Source organism: Bacillus sp. 22446, from assembly GCF_052044955.1.
GTDB classification, from domain to species: Bacteria; Bacillota; Bacilli; order Bacillales; family Bacillaceae; genus Bacillus; species Bacillus altitudinis.
The window spans coordinates 99,177-115,089 of sequence record NZ_JBQEOD010000006.1; the positions used below are offsets into that span (position 1 = coordinate 99,177).

Consider the following 15,913-nt stretch of genomic DNA (forward strand, 5'->3'; position numbering starts at 1 on the left):
CAAAGGTTTTCTATCACGCTGAAAAGAAGACAAAGGGCTAAAATCAAGTTCATTTTAGCCCTTTGTCAACAATCTGCCACCCGCTTATGCGGGTCTTTTTTTCGCTCTGGCAACAAAGAAAAAATAACAGCAGAGTGCGCCAAGGTCACAGAGCATAATAATCAGCCCCATGGGAAAGGCAGTCTGGCTTCCAGCTAAGCCGACAAGGGGTGTCATGCAAGCGCCTAGCAGCATTTGCGCCACACCGATGAGGGCAGCGGCACTTCCAGCATGTGCGCCGTGATGTTGCATCGCAAGAGATGGTGCAGAGGTGCCGACAATCCCAACGCTTGAGACCACAAAAAAGAGCGGAATGAGAATGCCATAAAGCCCTGCATCAATAGAGATCATCACACACAAGGTGACGCCTCCTAAAGCAGCTGTCAGCAGCCCGATGCGAAGGACTTTCTCCTCACCAATTTTCGCAGCAACGCGGGCAAATACTTGTCCGGCTGTGATGATGCCAAGACTATTCACCGCAAAGGCAGCGCTGAAGCCCTGCGGAGAAAGGTTGAAAATTTCCTGCAATACAAACGGTGACCCAGAGATATACGCAAACATGGCGGCGAAGACAAGCCCTTGTGAGAGAGCATATCCGACAAAGAGTCGATCGCTCGCTAGAATTTTCATCGCACCTAGGATCTGTTTGAAGCCTCCAGTCTGTCTGCGTTCCTCAGGTAAGCTTTCTTTCAATGAAAACATCGATCTTAGGAGCATGAGCGCCCCGAGGATTCCTAGCAGAACAAACACACCCTGCCACGTCGTGAATCGTAACATTTGTCCGCCCACGATCGGTGCCGCTGCTGGAGCCACTCCGTTGACTAACATGAGCAAAGCAAAGAATTTCGTCATTTCTGAGCCTTCATAATGATCTCGCACGATGGCTCGTGCAATGACAATGCCTGCTGAACCAGCAAGTCCTTGAATCAGCCTTAAAAGAATGAATGTCCAAATTGATGTGACCACTGTACATAAAAGAGAGGCCGCAATAAAAATGATCAATCCAATCATGAGCGGCTTTCTTCTGCCGACTGTATCACTGATTGGACCTGCAATCAGCTGTCCAAGCGCAAGTCCAATCAAACAAGCCATGAGACTTAACTGAGACAGCGCCGTGCTTGCTTCAAAGTCACGGGCGATATTAGGTAAAGTAGGTAAATACATATCCATTGCCAGCGGTGCAAGGGCTGTTAAAGAGCCAAGAAGCGCGGCAAGGAGGAATCGATTTTTTTTCGATTCTTGGGGATAAGATAAAGAATTCATATGATGCCACTCCTCGTATACGTCCTCAAATCAGCATAATGAATCAAGCTTTCCATTTCAATCAAAATTTTCAAAGAAGTTTTCGTGCAAAATCATTGATCTTTCGAAGGAGACTCTTTACATTGAATGAGTAGAGAAAAGAATCAGATCATCGGCATGCAATGATTGCATGATTCGTATATCCATTCATAGACAAACAGGAGGTGCTGGCATGGAGCAACAAGAGTTGATCATTCGTCAAGCGGTGAGCGAAGATCATGAGGCGATCACACATGTGTTGATCAAATCATACGCACAGTATGAGCCTCAATTTACAGAGGAAGGCTGGCAAAATTATTCTGCAGCGCTGCGAGCGGCTGTAGATAACCCAAACATGGAGTTGATGCTCGTGGCCGAGCTTGAGGGCAAGGTCGTGGGGACCCTTCAAATGTTTCGATCATCAGAACAGGCATATGACAAGCCGGAGATGGGCATTACTTCAGCGATTGTCCGGTTTTTAGGGGTAGATCCTGATGTGAGAGGAAAAGGCATTGCAGAGTCATTGTTGCGTAAAAGTATAGAACTAACGCAATCGTGGGGCGAGAACGTCCTGTACCTTCATACGTCGGATAAAATGCAGGCCGCCATTCGTTTATATGAAAGAATGGGCTTTGAACGGGCACTTGATAAAGAATTTGTGAATCAAAATGGGACGCATGTGAAGAGCTATCAGTATGTGATTAAAAAAGAACAGCCGGCTGGCTCATAATATACACCGAATAAGAAGAGGAAGAGTATGTCCTGCATGGACGGGACTCTTCCTTTTTCTCATGACACCCATACGTTCAGTGCCATATATGAAAAGCACCAAGAGATTAACCCGAACATGACAAAAAATTTCAACACATGTTCATAAGGGGTCAGCTTTCGATCTCTTTTCGTTTTCACAAGCCGCCAGTAAAGGGCATAGCCACAAAAAACCAAGATGATTTGTCCGAGTTCTGCTACGGTTTCGATGATTGTGATTCCGTTCATTTGTTTTCACCTCACCATATGTCTTCCATAGGCAGCAGCAGTGAACCTTTATTTCTTCAAAAGAAAGCAGTGTATACTAGAATAAGAAGTAGATGCAGAAGGGGTTGTGACCGATTGTTTCCGCTATATGCAAATTCTTGGGATGACGTCATTGAGAGAAAAATCAAATACGATGATCAGGTTGTGGAACATACGTGTCAGCTGTTAGACGCACAGGAGCAGCAAGTCGTGTTGTTTCATAAAATTCAAGAACCATTTACAATGGTTGCTGGTGATGGCACTGTCACGATTCCAAAAGGGAGTTATACGACCGCCTATTATTGGACAGACCGGCCTTACAATGTCTATTTTTGGCGGGATGATCAAGGCAATGAAATTGGCTCTTATTTGAATATCGTCAGACATACATGGTTTGAAGAACGGGCGGTTGTTTTTGAAGATTTATTGATTGATCTACTCGTTCTTCCGAATGGTGATTTCTTTGTTTTGGATGAAGATGAACTGCCGGAGAGTTTAGCTTCCTTTGAGCAGGGCTCGGTTCATCGGGCACTCCGTGATGTCATCCATTCGTTAGCGCACATCCTCGATCAAGTGAGGCTGGATGCGAAAGGGAAATATCATCACACCCTGTTTCAGAAGATGTTGAAATAGAAAAAACGATTCCTTGCTGAAAGGAATCGTTTTTTTATCAAACCTTGATCCGGTTGATTCGTTTTTGTAAATCAGTTTTTGTTTTAGATGCTTTTAGTTGTTTGACCGCACTTTGAGCGGTTGCTTTTGTTTTCTTTGTTCGTTTGGCTTCGGCTTTTTTGACTTTTTGTTTGGCATCTGTCACTTTCTTTTGATAGGCGACTTGTTTTTTGACTTTGTCGAGCCGGTTTTGCAGGCTTGTTTTTTCTTTGCCTTTGGATAGCTTTTTAATAGCCGTTTGGGCACTTTTAATCGAGCCTTGGGTTTTACTTTTTTCAGCTGATTTGACCTTCGCTCGTGCGTCACGAATATCAATGGCTGTTTGGACTTTTTTGACTCGGTCAGTGAGTGCGGTTTTTTGCTTGCTGGCAGTCAGTCTGCCAATTTTCGTTTTGGCTTGATCAACATCTGTCTGTTTTTTAGATGTTTCGGCTGTCTTGACTGCGCTTGTCGCAGCCTTTAAAAAGGTTGACTGCGGCACATATTGCACGCGGCCATAGCCGAATTGTGGATCTTTTCCTTTTGCGCCAAGATCCACTGTATAGCTGCGCAATAAAGTGCGGAGCTGAACATTTGTTTTCTTAGGATGTAGCTGTTTTAAGAGCGCCAGCATCCCTGTGACATGCGGTGCCGCTTGTGATGTACCCGTGGCATACCAATATTCATTTTTCAAATAGGTACTGATGACGTTCTCGCCGGGAGCGGAAAATTCAATTCCTTTCCCCGTATTAGAGATGGAGGCGAGTTTGTCTTTGTCTGTCGTTGCGGAAACAGCAATGACGCTATTGTATGCGGCAGGATAACTAATCCCATTCTTCTTTCCATCATTTCCACTTGCAGCAACGACCAGCAGTCCTTTTTTGTATGCTTCATCAACTGCTGAACGTAAAATCGGAATGTTATCTTCAAAAGCTAGACTTAGGTTGATGATGTCCATCTTATTGCTAATCGCCCAATCAATGCCTCGGAGCAGACTGTATAAGTCGCCCTCTCCTTTTTTATCTAATACTTTTACAGCATACAGCTTCACACCAGAAGCGACGCCGACCGTACCGTAATCATTATTGAGCGCCCCAATTGTACCGGCGACATGTGTTCCATGTCCTTCATCATCTTTGTAAGAAGACGTGTAATCGACGAATGATTTACCGCCGGCTACCTTTAAATCTTCATGTGGGAAAATACCAGTATCGAGAACGGCTACTTTCACATTTTTCCCTGTCACGCCTTCTTTGATTGCTTGCTTTACATTGAGCTTCTGCAAGTTATAAGATTTTTGTACCAAAGCATCCTGACCAGTAGCAGCAGCCGTTTTTTTCACGGTAGAAGCAGCGAGTTTGACCCTGACGTTTTTTGAAACATAAGCGATGTTCGGGTCTTTTTTAAGTGAGGTGACAGCTTGCTCATCTGCTGTCACTGCTACAGCTGGAAGGTGTATGTATTGAGCGTTCACTTTTTCACTTTCTTGAATAGCCGTCTGTTTTCCTTTTTGATTTTTATAGACGATGATGACATCTGTTTCTTTTGGTGGTGCAACTGCCTGCGAATGGAAGGGCAAAGCAGTTGTCAAAGCAAGAAGAAACGCGATGACCACGACGATTTTCTTTTTCAAGGCAATGGCTCCTTGCATATGAGGTGACCTCCGTCTTTTTTTCTTTATTATATCGGAGAAATAAGATAGATGGTTAGAAGAATCATAGTCTAGAAAGAAAGTTTTTTTCACACGTATCCCGAAATTGAATTTCATAGAATTCTAGTAGACAATAGAGAGATCATAATATGAGAAAGAAGGACATGCCGATGAATGTAAAAGAGTATATGACGTATGATGCGACGGGACTGGCGTCACTTGTGCAGAAAAAGCAGGTCACGCCCGAAGAGCTTGTACAAGCCGCATTTGCTAGATTGGAAGAAGTGAATCCAGTACTAAATGCGGTGATTCAGACAAGGCGAGATCAAGTGTTCAAAGACATGAAGTCACTAGATGCGGATCAGCCGTTTGCTGGTGTTCCGTTTGTGTTGAAAAATATATCGCAGGGGCTGGAGCATGAACCTTTGACGGCGGGTGCTTTGCTGTTAAAGGATGTAAAGGCGCAAACAGATTCCCACTTTGTCCGTCGATTGAAGCAGGCTGGGCTCCTCATGATCGGTCATACGAACACACCTGAATTCGGATTGAGAAATGTGACAGAACCCTTTTTATATGGTCCGACGAGAAACCCTTGGAATGCTGACTATTCTCCGGGCGGTTCAAGCGGCGGGACGGCAGCAGCTGTGGCAAGCGGCATCGTACCGGCGGGTGGAGCGAGTGATGGCGGAGGGTCTATTCGGATTCCGGCATCCTTTACTGGTTTATTTGGACTCAAGCCAACAAGGGGGAGAACACCGGTCGGCCCGGGTGCAGGAAGGCAGTGGCAAGGAGCTTCCATTGACTTTACGCTCACAAAAACAGTTCGAGACAGTGCAGCCCTGCTTGATTTGCTTCAAGTCATTCAGCCAGAGGCTGCGTTCCAAACGCCATTATATGACGGCAGCTATCAGGAGGATTTAGTGAAACGAACCTTTTCTATGCGAATTGCTTACAGTGTAGACTCTCCAGTAGGCACGAAGGTGAGTGAGGAAGCAAAGCAGGCAGTCTTGAACACTGTGAAATGGCTGAGTGAACAAGGGCATCAAATTGAGGAAGCGAAGCCGGACATTGATGGTGTCCATCTAATGCAGCAATATTATGTCATGAACAGCGGTGAAATGTCTGCCTTATTTACCTCTCTGGCTCGTTCATTCGGGCGTCCGGTGAAGCCTGAGGAGACAGATATTGTGGCATGGGTACTGGCGGAAGCAGGAAAAAATGTGACAGCTGCTGCTTATACAGAAAGTCTTGATGCATGGGATATGGCCGCTGCAAAAATGGCCGCATTTCATCAAACCTACGATCTATATGTGACCCCAGCTACTGCCTATTCGGCTCCAAAGGTTGGCGAGCTGATGCATAACGATCAAGAAATTGCTGCATTGTTACGTGTGTCATCCCTTTCAATGCAAGCACAGCAGGATTTGATTTATGAAATGTTCCTCAAGAGTTTGACCTATACACCATTTACACAGCTGGCTAACCTAACCGGCCAGCCATCTATGAGTGTGCCAGTTCATCTCACAGAAGCAGACATGCCTTTAGGCGTACAGGTGACAGCACCGAAAGGAAAAGAGGACTGGCTGCTCAGACTGGCGTCAGAAATAGAATCATCCTCATTATGGAAAGGAACGCATCCATTACTGAATCAATAATACAATGGCATCGACGTTGGTCTATGGAGGAAAGGAGTGTCACACGTGAGTACGAAGGACAAAATCATTCAAACGGCCGCACTTCTTTTACGTAAACAGGGGTATCATGCGACAGGGTTGAATCAAATCATTCGAGAGAGCGGCACGCCGAAAGGATCTCTTTATTATTACTTTCCAAAGGGAAAAGAAGAGCTAGCCATAGCAGCCGTTGAATATATTAGTCAAAGGGTCATCGATCAAATTGAAGCAAGCTTTGCCTATTCTGATGACCCATATGTCGCCGTCGATCATTTTATGACAAATATTATTCGGGGTTTTATGGAGCAAGAAAGTGAAAGAGGGATACCGATTGTCTTACTGGCGGCAGAGTCAAAACCTGAACATACAAAACTTCATGCTGCATGCAAACAAGAAATGATCCGCTGGCAAGAGCTTGTCAAAGAAAAGCTGATGAATAGCGGATATGATGAAATAAAAGCGGATGAGCGGGCATCTCTCCTTCATTCAATGGTCATCGGCGGATTATCAATGACTACTGCATTAAAGCAAACGACACCTTTAGAGCACGTAAAATGTTACCTTAGACACTTATTTATGCGAGAAGAGTAAAATCTCTCGCATATTGCCTATCTATTATATCAATTGGTCTATATAATAAAGATAGTCAATTAGTCATGAGGAGTGATGGGATGTCGGAGCAACCACAATCGATCAAGCAATCCGAAGATACCTCTTTTTATACCGTGTCCGGTTCGGGGGAGCTGTATGGTTTGGAAAATCAGCTTGTACATGTGCTGGCAGAAGCAAATCAAACAAATCAACTGTTTGAGCTTGTCTTAATCACAGGTGGGAAAGGTGCTTACTTTCCGCTGCATTGTCATGAGACGCTATTTGAAACCATCTTTGTGCTGGAAGGGAAGCTGGAAGTGATACTGGACGGTAAAAAGTATATGGTGACGGCCTGCGATTATATTCATATTCCGCCCAAAACAATTCATGGCTATAGAATGCATAGTCACAAAACAAGGTTTATTTCTTATACACTGGGCGGACAAATGACAGATGTCTATCAGCAAATCGGAAAGAGGCTGTTGCAGAATGAATGGCCGATGACTGATCACCCATTTGATGCAGACAGCTTTCATCAGGCTGAAAAAGAAAGCGATATCATATTGATGCACGGCATTAGGGAGCTATCCAATACAACCAAGCCAGCTGTTTTGTTTCATAGTCAGCTCCCGCGCGCAGTGCAGCCATATGTGCTGGAGGCTGGTGAAGGAAAGCAATACATGGTCGAAGGTCAGCTTCATGAGCTGATTGCGACAACGGAAACAACAGGAGACGGATTTAGTTATTTTGTGATTGAAGGGACAAAGGGAAAAGGATTACGTTCGCATTATCATGAAATGCATACAGAAGCACTTTATTGTGTTGAAGGCAGAATCAATCTTCAGTTAAACGGAGAAAATATTTGCTTGATGCCAGGGGATTTTGCCTATATTCCTCCGAATACCGTTCACTTGTATGAATTCGTGTCTCATTCAAATAAAATGTTGGTTTTGCTGCTGCCTGGCTATATTGAGCAAGTGTTTGAACAATTTGAAGAAGCACAAAGTCCAGGTATGTGCCCTTATTTTATACAGGAAGGGAACATGATGGAGGGTGGGGAGACCTCTGCTCAGTATGATTTGGTGTTTGTCGAAGATAAATAGCTGTGTAACGCGTTACACAGCTTTGAATAAACAGCCTGTCGAATCAATCGGCGGGTTATTTTGTTTTCCCTTGTGGAACAGCATCCCTATTCATATGTATGAACCATCCATTCAAGGTGAAGCTATAGAAATGATGACTTGAACTAAAGGAGGAAATGCAAATGAGAGCTGTCACCTATCAAGGGAAAAGCCGCATTGCGGTAAAGGAAGTAGCTGCACCATCCATACAAGATCGTGAAGATGTCATCGTTCGGATAACATCTACAGCTATTTGTGGGTCAGATTTACATTTATATCAAGGGAATTTCCCGCTTCCTATCGGCTATGTGATTGGGCATGAACCGATGGGGGTGGTAGAGGAAGTCGGGCCGGATGTCACTGCGGTGAAAAAGGGAGATCGTGTCGTCATTCCATTTACCGTGGCGTGTGGTCAATGTCAGTATTGCCATCACCATTTAGAAAGTCAATGCGATCACTCAAATCCTCATTATGATTCAGGTGGACTTTTTGGATACAGTGAGAAATATGGGAATTACCCCGGAGGACAGGCTGAATATTTACGAGTGCCCTTTGGAAACTATACACCATTTAAGGTGCCGGATGATTGTGAGTTAGAGGATGAACAATTGCTGTTTTTATCAGATGTTCTGCCAACTGCTTATTGGAGTGTAGAACACGCAGGTGTAAAAAGGGGGATACGGTCATTGTGCTGGGGTGTGGACCTGTTGGGTTAATGGCACAGCAGTTTGCTTGGCAAAAGGGCGCAGAGCGGGTCATTGCTGTTGATTACATAGACTATCGCCTTCACCATGCAAAACGAATGAGCGGCGTAGAAGTATTTGATTTTACAGAAGACCCTGACATGGGAGAAACCCTAAAAGAGCTCACAAAAGGCGGGGCGGATGTTGTCATTGATTGTGTGGGGATGGATGGGAAAAAGTCACCGCTTGAAAAGATTGAACAGAAGCTCAAGCTGCAAGGAGGAACGATAGGGTCCATTCAAATTGCCACAAAAGCCGTGAGGAAATGCGGGACTGTTCAGCTGACGGGTGTGTATGGAGGTCTTTACAATATGTTCCCATTGGGTGCTTTTTTCGCAAGAAACGTCACGCTGAAAATGGGACAGGCACCGGCGAGAGGGTACATGTCAAAGCTTTATCAAAAAGTGACAACCGGGGAAATTGATCCTAGAGCGATCATCACACATCAATTACCGCTAGATGATGCAGCTCATGCGTATCACATATTCAATGAAAAACAAGATGATTGTATAAAAGTCATCTTAAAGCCATAAAAAGAAGGCTTAGGATATTTCCTAAGCCTTTAATGTGCGCTCGTCCATCATTTTTTCGATTAATTCAAAAAATGTTTTTTTATCTTCTTCTGATAGGTGATTGAACAGTTGATTGACAAGCAGCTGACGATTGTCGATCATTTGTCTGGCGATTTGTTCACCTGATTCAGAGAGTGTAATCCATACCGTACGGCGGTCATTGTTATTTCTAGAGCGGATAATTAGCCCTTCATCTTCTAAGTGATTGAGAGCGGTTGTTGTTGCGGAGGGAGATAATGAAACTTCCTGCAGAATATTTTTCACAGTACATGATTGATGGCGGTAGATGATGCGTAAAATAAACCCTTTTACATTCGTGACGTTTTTCGGGATATTCTCTTCATCTATTCGTTTCGTCGCCTTTAAATACTTTGTCAGTGCATGGTCTAACAAACTTGCCTCTAGCTCGAAATGTTGCATTCTCCATACCTCTTTTCCTATTGCATTCGCATTTTCCGATCAATTACTAGGTCTATCTTATCATAATAAGCATCATCATTTAAACCAAAATGGAAGACGGCTATAAAATTACCTATATTATCAATTAATAAAAGGAACAATTCCAAAATGAAATGATTTTACTTTCATCTCTTTTTATTTTAGAATGTGAATGAGATAAAATCTGCCAATCCAATTCACTGGAAATTGGCTATTGGACATCAAACGTTTGGAGATGAAGATATTGAATACTTTACAGGCATTACTAAACGACAGAATGGAACGCTCTTCACAAATTGAAGCGGTAACTGGCGGCGGTGTGTCTTATACATTTGAAGAATATGCAAAACGCATTGATCAGCTGGCGCATTACTTACATCGTAAAGGAATTCGAAAAGGTGACCGGGTGTGCTTTATTTGTCAAAACCATCATCACTTTTCTACGATTATGCTGGCAGCCATTAAAGCAGGTGCAGTCGCCGTACCGCTTAGCTGGCAACTTACCTCTTTTGAGCTAGAAGGTATCTTGAAAAAAGCAGAGCCAAAGGCTTTATTTTTTGACCGTGAATTCCGCGACATCATTGCGGCAGTGAATGTGTCTTTAGAAGATTGTCTCATGGTGGAATCTGGTGTCAATGCGAAAACAACACAGCTGTTTGAAGACATATTGGCGTCTAATGATGGCATTGATCTTGCTGAACAGGTATCAGAAGAAGATTTGGCCATGATTTTATTCACCTCAGGTACAACAGGCAATCCAAAAGGCTGTATGGTCGGACATGGACGAATCTATCAATTTTTAACACGACGTGGGAATCGAGGATTTGATCTGAAAGGAAAACGATACTTGGCAAGTCATCCGCTGTATCATATGAGTTCTATTAATCACTTGATTGCAGCTGCAATTGAAGGGTATACGTTAGTCTTCTTACATGATGCAACACCGAAACGCATTTTAGAAACGATTGAGAAAGAAAGAATTACGTTTATGATGGCTTTCCCATCAGCTTATACGTACATGCTAGAAGAAATGAAGCGCGGTTCGTACGATCTCTCATCTTTTGAAATTGCGATTTCTGGTGGTACGAAGGTACCGGTACGCTTAATTAAAGATTACAAAGAAGTAGGCATTCAGATGATGCATGGCTATGGAAGTACGGAAGCGTGGGTTGTGAGTGCGTGGCATCCAGCGATGGGCGAGGATAAGATGGGCTCTGCTGGTAAAGTGGATCCGGATGTAGAAGTCAAAATCGTGCATCCTGAGACAGAGGAGGCGCTCCCAGCTGGAGAAATTGGCGAGGTCGTCATGAGAAGCCCATTTTATTTCTTAGGCTACTATCATCAACCTGAAGCGACAGAGAAAGTGCTCAAAGATGGCTGGTTCCATATGGGGGATGCAGGCTATCTGGATGAAGACGGTTTTCTTTACATCACAGGGAGATACAAAGATGTGATTCTATACGGTGGGGATAATATTTATCCTGACCAAGTGGAAGAGGTCATTGATCAAATTCCAGGTGTAATTGAATCTGCTGTCATTGGGGTACCAGATGACTTATATGGTGAAGTACCAAGTGCGTATATCGTAAAAGACGAATCTGTCGATTTCTGCGAAGAAGATGTGGTGAATTACTGCAAGGAACGTTTAGCAGAATACAAAGTGCCATCCATTCATTTCACACAGGATCTTCCAAAAAATAAACTTGGTAAAATCATGAAGAAAGATTTACGTGAATTGGTTGTGAATGCGTAGGACCTATTCTGCTATAATGAAATTTGAATGATTTTTTTGTTTTTCTAACGTTTTGGAGGGAAAGGGTTTGCGACATATACTTCGTAAGAAACACATTCACGATTTGTTAGAACAGAGCAGACAGCAAAAGGTAAAGAAAACACTGGGCGGGCTCGATCTCACGCTCCTTGGCATAGGGGCTGTGATTGGGACGGGGGTCATGGTGTTAACCGGAATTACAGCAGCTAAGGATGCAGGACCGGCTGTTATTTTCTCCTTTGCGATCGCAGCGATTGTGTGCAGTTTAGCAGCACTTTGTTATGCAGAAATGGCTTCCGCGCTGCCTGTGTTCGGCAGTGCGTACATTTATTCATATACCACAATGGGTGAGCTCGTAGGTCATCTCATGGGATGGACGTTATTATCTGTTTATATGCTGACTGCTTCAGCTGTAGCGAGTGGCTGGTCGAGTTATTTTAACAGCCTGCTGGAGGGGTTTGGAATCTCAATTCCACATCAATTTTTAGCTGGTCCAGAACAAGGCGGATATATGAATTTGCCAGCAATTATCATTGCTTTACTCATTGCGTGGATCCTATCTAGAGGAACGAAAGAAAGTAAAAAATTCAATAATATCATGGTGTTTGTGAAACTTGGCATTATTGTTCTTTTCATTGTAGTAGGTGGTTTTTATGTAGAGCCAGCCAATTGGCAGCCGTTCATGCCGTTTGGTACGGAAGGGATTATTGCTGGAGCCGCTGCTGTGTTTTTTGCCTTTTTAGGATTCGATGCCATTTCGGCTTCTGCAGAAGAGGTGAAAAATCCACAGCGGAACCTGCCAATTGGCATTATTGGTTCATTGCTCATTTGTACGATCATTTATATTGTCGTTTGTTTGGTCATGACAGGTATGGTGCACTATACGAAGTTGAATGTGACAGAGGCAATGTCTTATGTATTGCAAAGTGTCCATCAACATAGCGTGGCTGGTATTATTTCTGTCGGTGCTGTGATTGGATTGATGGCTGTGATTTTCGCCAATAATTATGCGGCAACTCGAATTGCTTTTGCGATGGGGCGGGACGGGCTCTTGCCTAAAGTGTTTTCAAAAACAAACAAAAGTGATACACCTGTTGCGAGTATATGGGTGATTGGCGGGATGACAGCTGTTATTTCAGGGTTTATTGATTTGAAGGATCTGTCCAACCTAGCCAATATCGGTGCATTATTAACGTTTGCGATGGTGAGCTTATCCGTACTCATTTTGAGAAAGACACATAAACAGCTAGAAAGGGGATTCCGGGTTCCGTTTGTACCGGTTTTGCCAATTATCTCGATGGGCTGTTGTGTGTTTCTGATGCTCAATTTACCAGGCCGGACATGGCTGTATTTCGGGGTTTGGCTGATGATCGGTGTCGTCATGTACGCAGCATATTCTAACAAACATAGTGAATTAGCGAAATCTGCTTGAGAAAAAGGTGCAAATCCGTTGACGATTTGTGCCTTTTTTCATACGATTTGGGATAAGCTATATAAGAGATAATGAACGGAACAAGAGGAGGATGAGGGAAATGATCAGCGTTAGTCCTTATATTGTCGTAGAAGACGTCAAAGAATCTCTTCAATATTATCAAGGAATTTTTGGCGGAGATATTCGTATCTTAAATGAACATCAAGACCGTGTATTGCATGCTGAGCTACACCTTGGAGAATCACTGCTCCACTTTTCAGATACATTTGGCCGCACACCAAAACCGGAGAATCTTCGATTGATCATGCAGTTTGACAATGAGGAAGAGTTAAAGGCTGTATACGAGGCGCTTGAAGCTGACGGAGATGTCCTTGTAGAATTACAGGATACGTTTTTTGGCGCACTTCATGGACAAGTACAAGATCGGAAGAATGGTCTGATATGGGTGCTGAATTATATGAAATAAATAAAGACCTTCACCCTTGTGAAGGTTTTTTTGTGAGTGTTTTTATTTTCTGAAAAATGGAAAATATGCTATGTTGGAAGAATGATAAGACATGGGGAAAGGGTGGAAAAGGAATGGATCAAGTTGAGTTTCAATATATTCAAACAAACGGCATAAAGCTCCATACGGCAATGGCTGGTCCTGAAGATGGCCCACTGCTGGTTCTGCTGCATGGATTTCCTGAGTTTTGGTATGGTTGGAAAAATCAAATCCGCCCCCTAGCTGAGGCAGGGTATCGTGTCGTTGTTCCTGATCAAAGGGGATACCATCTGAGTGACAAACCAGAAGGAGTCGAATCATACGTCTTAGACAAATTAAGAGATGATATCGTGGGATTAATTAAGGCACTGAGCCCAAATCAAAAGGCCATTGTCGGCGGACATGATTGGGGTGGAGCTGTTGCTTGGCATCTTGCTTCAACCCGTTCTCAATATGTAGAAAAATTAATCATCGTCAACATGCCGCATCCTCGTGTGATGATGAAGGTCCTTCCGTTTTATCCGCCGCAGTGGAAGAAGAGCTCTTATATCGCGTTCTTTCAGCTTCCAAATGTACCAGAGGCAGCCCTTCAAGAAAATCACTTTCAAAGACTGGATGAAGCCATTGGACTGTCTGCTAGACCTCATCTGTTCACGAAGGAAGATGTCTCAAGCTATAAGCTGGCATGGACGCAGCCGGGAGCCATTACGTCCATGTTGAATTGGTATCGAGGTATTAAAAAAGGCGGCTTTGAAAAACCGATTTCCAAACGAATTCTCGTGCCTGTCCGCATGATCTGGGGAATGGAGGACAAGTTTCTAAGCAGAAAGCTCGCAAAAGAAACGATCAAAATTTGCCCAAATGGACAACTGATTTTTGTCGATGATGCGACTCATTGGATCAATCATGAAAAACCAGATGTCGTGAACAAGCTCATTCTCGAATTTTTAGCATAAAGGAAAAAGCTCTGATCAGAAGACCAGAGCTTTTTTGTTTTACCCAATTTGATTCTTTTTCAAGGAAACCGGTTCGTCGTCCCAGCATTCAATCTCTTCATTGTTTGGAACGGCATTTTTATAGAAAACAGGATCTTTGCCTTCTTTTTTCTGTCTCATGTAATCCTTCAGTGCTGCAAAGGCGACTTTGGACAACATGGTAATGGCAATGAGGTTGACGATGACCATGAGACCCATGAATAAGTCGGCTAGACCCCAAACGAGAGGAACAGTCGCAACAGCTCCGAAAAGAACCATGCCAATGACAGCAACACGATAGATGTTGAGCCAAATTTTATTCGCTCCCAAGAACTCAATGTTCGTTTCACCATAGTAATAGTTACCAATTAACGTACTAAAAGCGAATAAGAAAATCATGATCGCCAGGAATCCAGAAGCCCAAGGTCCAATGTGCTGGCTTAATGAAGCCTGAGTTAGCTCAATTCCTTCCAGATTGGTTGTTTTATACGCATCAGAGAACAGAACAAGAAAGGCTGTACTTGTACAAATAATTAACGTATCTGTTAACACACCAAATGCTTGGATTAACCCTTGTTTGACAGGGTGGCTCGTGACAGCAGTTGCTGCTGCGTTAGGGGCACTACCCATACCGGCTTCGTTTGAGAAGAGACCGCGTTTAATCCCTTGTAACAATGCTCCACCTAATGTACCGCCGGCAAACTGTTCAAATCCGAAAGCGTGCTTCACAATCGTACTGATGACACCTGGTAGTTCAGTGATATTTGTGATAATGACAAAGAAAGCAATCCCGATGTAAGCAACGGCAAGAAAAACGACAATATATTCAGATGCTTTTGCAATCGCTTTGATTCCTTTGAAAATAATGAACGCAAAAATAACAGCCATAACGATTCCGACAGTTAAACGATCTAGACCAAAAGAGTTTTTAAAAGCGACGGTGATTGTATTTGATTGCACTGCGTTAAAGACAATCCCAAAAGAGATCGTGATCAGGATGGCAAATAAAATCCCCATCCAGCGCTTATTTAACCCTTTTTCCATATAATAAGCAGGTCCGCCGCGGAATCCTGTTTTATCTTTTACTTTATACACCTGAGCTAGTGTACTTTCAACAAAGCTTGAAGCAGAACCGATAATCGCTACGATCCACATCCAGAAGATTGCGCCAGGTCCACCGATCGCAATAGCGATAGCAATCCCTGTGATATTCCCTGTTCCGACACGTGCTGCCATACTGATGGCAAATGCTTGGAACGGTGAGATTCCCTCTTTTTCTTTTCTTCCTTCTTTTAGAACACGCAGCATTTCTTTCAGCATTCTGACTTGCAAGAAGCGTGATCTATATGTGAAGTAGACCCCTACTCCAAGTAACAGAGCAATGACAAGATAAGTCCAAATAAAATCATTTGTAGTTGTTAAATAAGATAGCAAAGCTTTTTCGTTCATAACATCACCTCTTCGAATTCATCACTGTT

The 15,913-nt window shown here is 43.4% G+C and carries 14 protein-coding genes and 1 pseudogene; 10 read left to right on the plus strand and 5 right to left on the minus strand.

Annotated elements, in window-relative coordinates; translation table 11 throughout:
* Positions 1 to 84: 84 nt before the first annotated feature.
* Entirely contained in the window at positions 85 to 1,302 is a 1,218-nt protein-coding gene (locus tag ACTJJD_RS13325) for a multidrug effflux MFS transporter (RefSeq protein WP_440600273.1), read from the minus strand.
* Positions 1,303 to 1,513: 211 nt separating this feature from the next.
* Between ACTJJD_RS13325 and ACTJJD_RS13330 the strand changes: the two genes are divergently transcribed.
* Positions 1,514 to 2,050 carry a GNAT family N-acetyltransferase gene (locus tag ACTJJD_RS13330; RefSeq protein WP_008342165.1) on the plus strand — a complete coding sequence of 179 codons (537 nt, stop codon included), beginning with the start codon at positions 1,514 to 1,516 and terminating at the stop codon, positions 2,048 to 2,050.
* Positions 2,051 to 2,109: 59 nt separating this feature from the next.
* On the opposite strand, the gene ACTJJD_RS13335 is transcribed toward ACTJJD_RS13330, so the two are convergent.
* Entirely contained in the window at positions 2,110 to 2,316 is a 207-nt protein-coding gene (locus tag ACTJJD_RS13335) for a hypothetical protein (RefSeq protein WP_008342164.1), read from the minus strand.
* 114 nt (positions 2,317 to 2,430) lie between these two features.
* Here ACTJJD_RS13335 and ACTJJD_RS13340 point away from each other — a divergent pair, with 114 nt between their 5' ends.
* Positions 2,431 to 2,967, plus strand: a complete 537-nt coding sequence (locus ACTJJD_RS13340) for a DUF402 domain-containing protein (RefSeq protein WP_025206677.1) — start codon at positions 2,431 to 2,433, stop codon at positions 2,965 to 2,967.
* Between the two features lie 37 nt (positions 2,968 to 3,004).
* On the opposite strand, the gene ACTJJD_RS13345 is transcribed toward ACTJJD_RS13340, so the two are convergent.
* Complete coding sequence (locus ACTJJD_RS13345) at positions 3,005 to 4,618, minus strand: S8 family peptidase (protein WP_223255657.1); 1,614 nt, start codon at positions 4,616 to 4,618, stop codon at positions 3,005 to 3,007.
* A 188-nt stretch (positions 4,619 to 4,806) separates the two neighbouring features.
* On the opposite strand from ACTJJD_RS13345, the gene ACTJJD_RS13350 reads away from it, so the two are divergent.
* From ACTJJD_RS13350 to ACTJJD_RS13365, 4 genes and pseudogenes are all read left to right on the plus strand, one after another.
* Positions 4,807 to 6,291: an amidase gene (locus ACTJJD_RS13350; protein WP_125590016.1), complete on the plus strand. Its 1,485-nt coding sequence runs from the start codon at positions 4,807 to 4,809 to the stop codon at positions 6,289 to 6,291.
* Positions 6,292 to 6,336: 45 nt separating this feature from the next.
* On the plus strand, positions 6,337 to 6,900 hold the full coding sequence (locus tag ACTJJD_RS13355; protein ID WP_440608521.1) for a TetR/AcrR family transcriptional regulator: 564 nt from the start codon (positions 6,337 to 6,339) through the stop codon (positions 6,898 to 6,900).
* 80 nt (positions 6,901 to 6,980) lie between these two features.
* On the plus strand, positions 6,981 to 8,003 hold the full coding sequence (locus ACTJJD_RS13360) for a quercetin 2,3-dioxygenase (RefSeq protein WP_035390571.1): 1,023 nt from the start codon (positions 6,981 to 6,983) through the stop codon (positions 8,001 to 8,003).
* Positions 8,004 to 8,164: 161 nt separating this feature from the next.
* Positions 8,165 to 9,297 (plus strand): annotated as a pseudogene (locus ACTJJD_RS13365) (zinc-dependent alcohol dehydrogenase).
* A gap of 21 nt (positions 9,298 to 9,318) precedes the next feature.
* Here ACTJJD_RS13365 and ACTJJD_RS13370 read toward each other — a convergent pair.
* Positions 9,319 to 9,756, minus strand: a complete 438-nt coding sequence (locus ACTJJD_RS13370) for a MarR family winged helix-turn-helix transcriptional regulator (protein WP_007498406.1) — start codon at positions 9,754 to 9,756, stop codon at positions 9,319 to 9,321.
* Positions 9,757 to 10,018: 262 nt separating this feature from the next.
* Here ACTJJD_RS13370 and ACTJJD_RS13375 point away from each other — a divergent pair, with 262 nt between their 5' ends.
* The 4 genes from ACTJJD_RS13375 (at position 10,019) to ACTJJD_RS13390 (ending at position 14,417) form a co-directional block, all read left to right on the plus strand.
* The gene (locus ACTJJD_RS13375; protein ID WP_440608522.1) at positions 10,019 to 11,527 is read left to right on the plus strand and encodes a class I adenylate-forming enzyme family protein; all 1,509 of its coding nucleotides are present in this window, start codon (positions 10,019 to 10,021) and stop codon (positions 11,525 to 11,527) included.
* A 67-nt stretch (positions 11,528 to 11,594) separates the two neighbouring features.
* Positions 11,595 to 12,977, plus strand: coding sequence for an amino acid permease (locus ACTJJD_RS13380; protein ID WP_017358611.1), 1,383 nt, complete (start codon positions 11,595 to 11,597; stop codon positions 12,975 to 12,977).
* A 100-nt stretch (positions 12,978 to 13,077) separates the two neighbouring features.
* Positions 13,078 to 13,443: a VOC family protein gene (locus ACTJJD_RS13385; RefSeq protein WP_008342155.1), complete on the plus strand. Its 366-nt coding sequence runs from the start codon at positions 13,078 to 13,080 to the stop codon at positions 13,441 to 13,443.
* Positions 13,444 to 13,556: 113 nt separating this feature from the next.
* Entirely contained in the window at positions 13,557 to 14,417 is an 861-nt protein-coding gene (locus tag ACTJJD_RS13390; protein ID WP_268416927.1) for an alpha/beta fold hydrolase, read from the plus strand.
* A gap of 39 nt (positions 14,418 to 14,456) precedes the next feature.
* Here ACTJJD_RS13390 and ACTJJD_RS13395 read toward each other — a convergent pair whose 3' ends face one another.
* Positions 14,457 to 15,884: an alanine/glycine:cation symporter family protein gene (locus tag ACTJJD_RS13395; protein ID WP_440608523.1), complete on the minus strand. Its 1,428-nt coding sequence runs from the start codon at positions 15,882 to 15,884 to the stop codon at positions 14,457 to 14,459.
* Positions 15,885 to 15,913 lie beyond the last annotated feature (29 nt).

Bases quoted from the DNA above. Each gene is read 5' to 3' on its own strand.
- ACTJJD_RS13395 (WP_440608523.1), bottom strand. From the start codon at position 15,884: ATGAACGAAAAAGCTTTGCTATCTTATTTAACAACTACAAATGATTTT.
- ACTJJD_RS13390 (WP_268416927.1), top strand. From the start codon at position 13,557: ATGGATCAAGTTGAGTTTCAATATATTCAAACAAACGGCATAAAGCTC.
- ACTJJD_RS13335 (WP_008342164.1), bottom strand. From the start codon at position 2,316: ATGAACGGAATCACAATCATCGAAACCGTAGCAGAACTCGGACAAATC.
- ACTJJD_RS13360 (WP_035390571.1), top strand. From the start codon at position 6,981: ATGTCGGAGCAACCACAATCGATCAAGCAATCCGAAGATACCTCTTTT.
- ACTJJD_RS13325 (WP_440600273.1), bottom strand. From the start codon at position 1,302: ATGAATTCTTTATCTTATCCCCAAGAATCGAAAAAAAATCGATTCCTC.
- ACTJJD_RS13385 (WP_008342155.1), top strand. From the start codon at position 13,078: ATGATCAGCGTTAGTCCTTATATTGTCGTAGAAGACGTCAAAGAATCT.
- ACTJJD_RS13330 (WP_008342165.1), top strand. From the start codon at position 1,514: ATGGAGCAACAAGAGTTGATCATTCGTCAAGCGGTGAGCGAAGATCAT.
- ACTJJD_RS13370 (WP_007498406.1), bottom strand. From the start codon at position 9,756: ATGCAACATTTCGAGCTAGAGGCAAGTTTGTTAGACCATGCACTGACA.
- ACTJJD_RS13350 (WP_125590016.1), top strand. From the start codon at position 4,807: ATGAATGTAAAAGAGTATATGACGTATGATGCGACGGGACTGGCGTCA.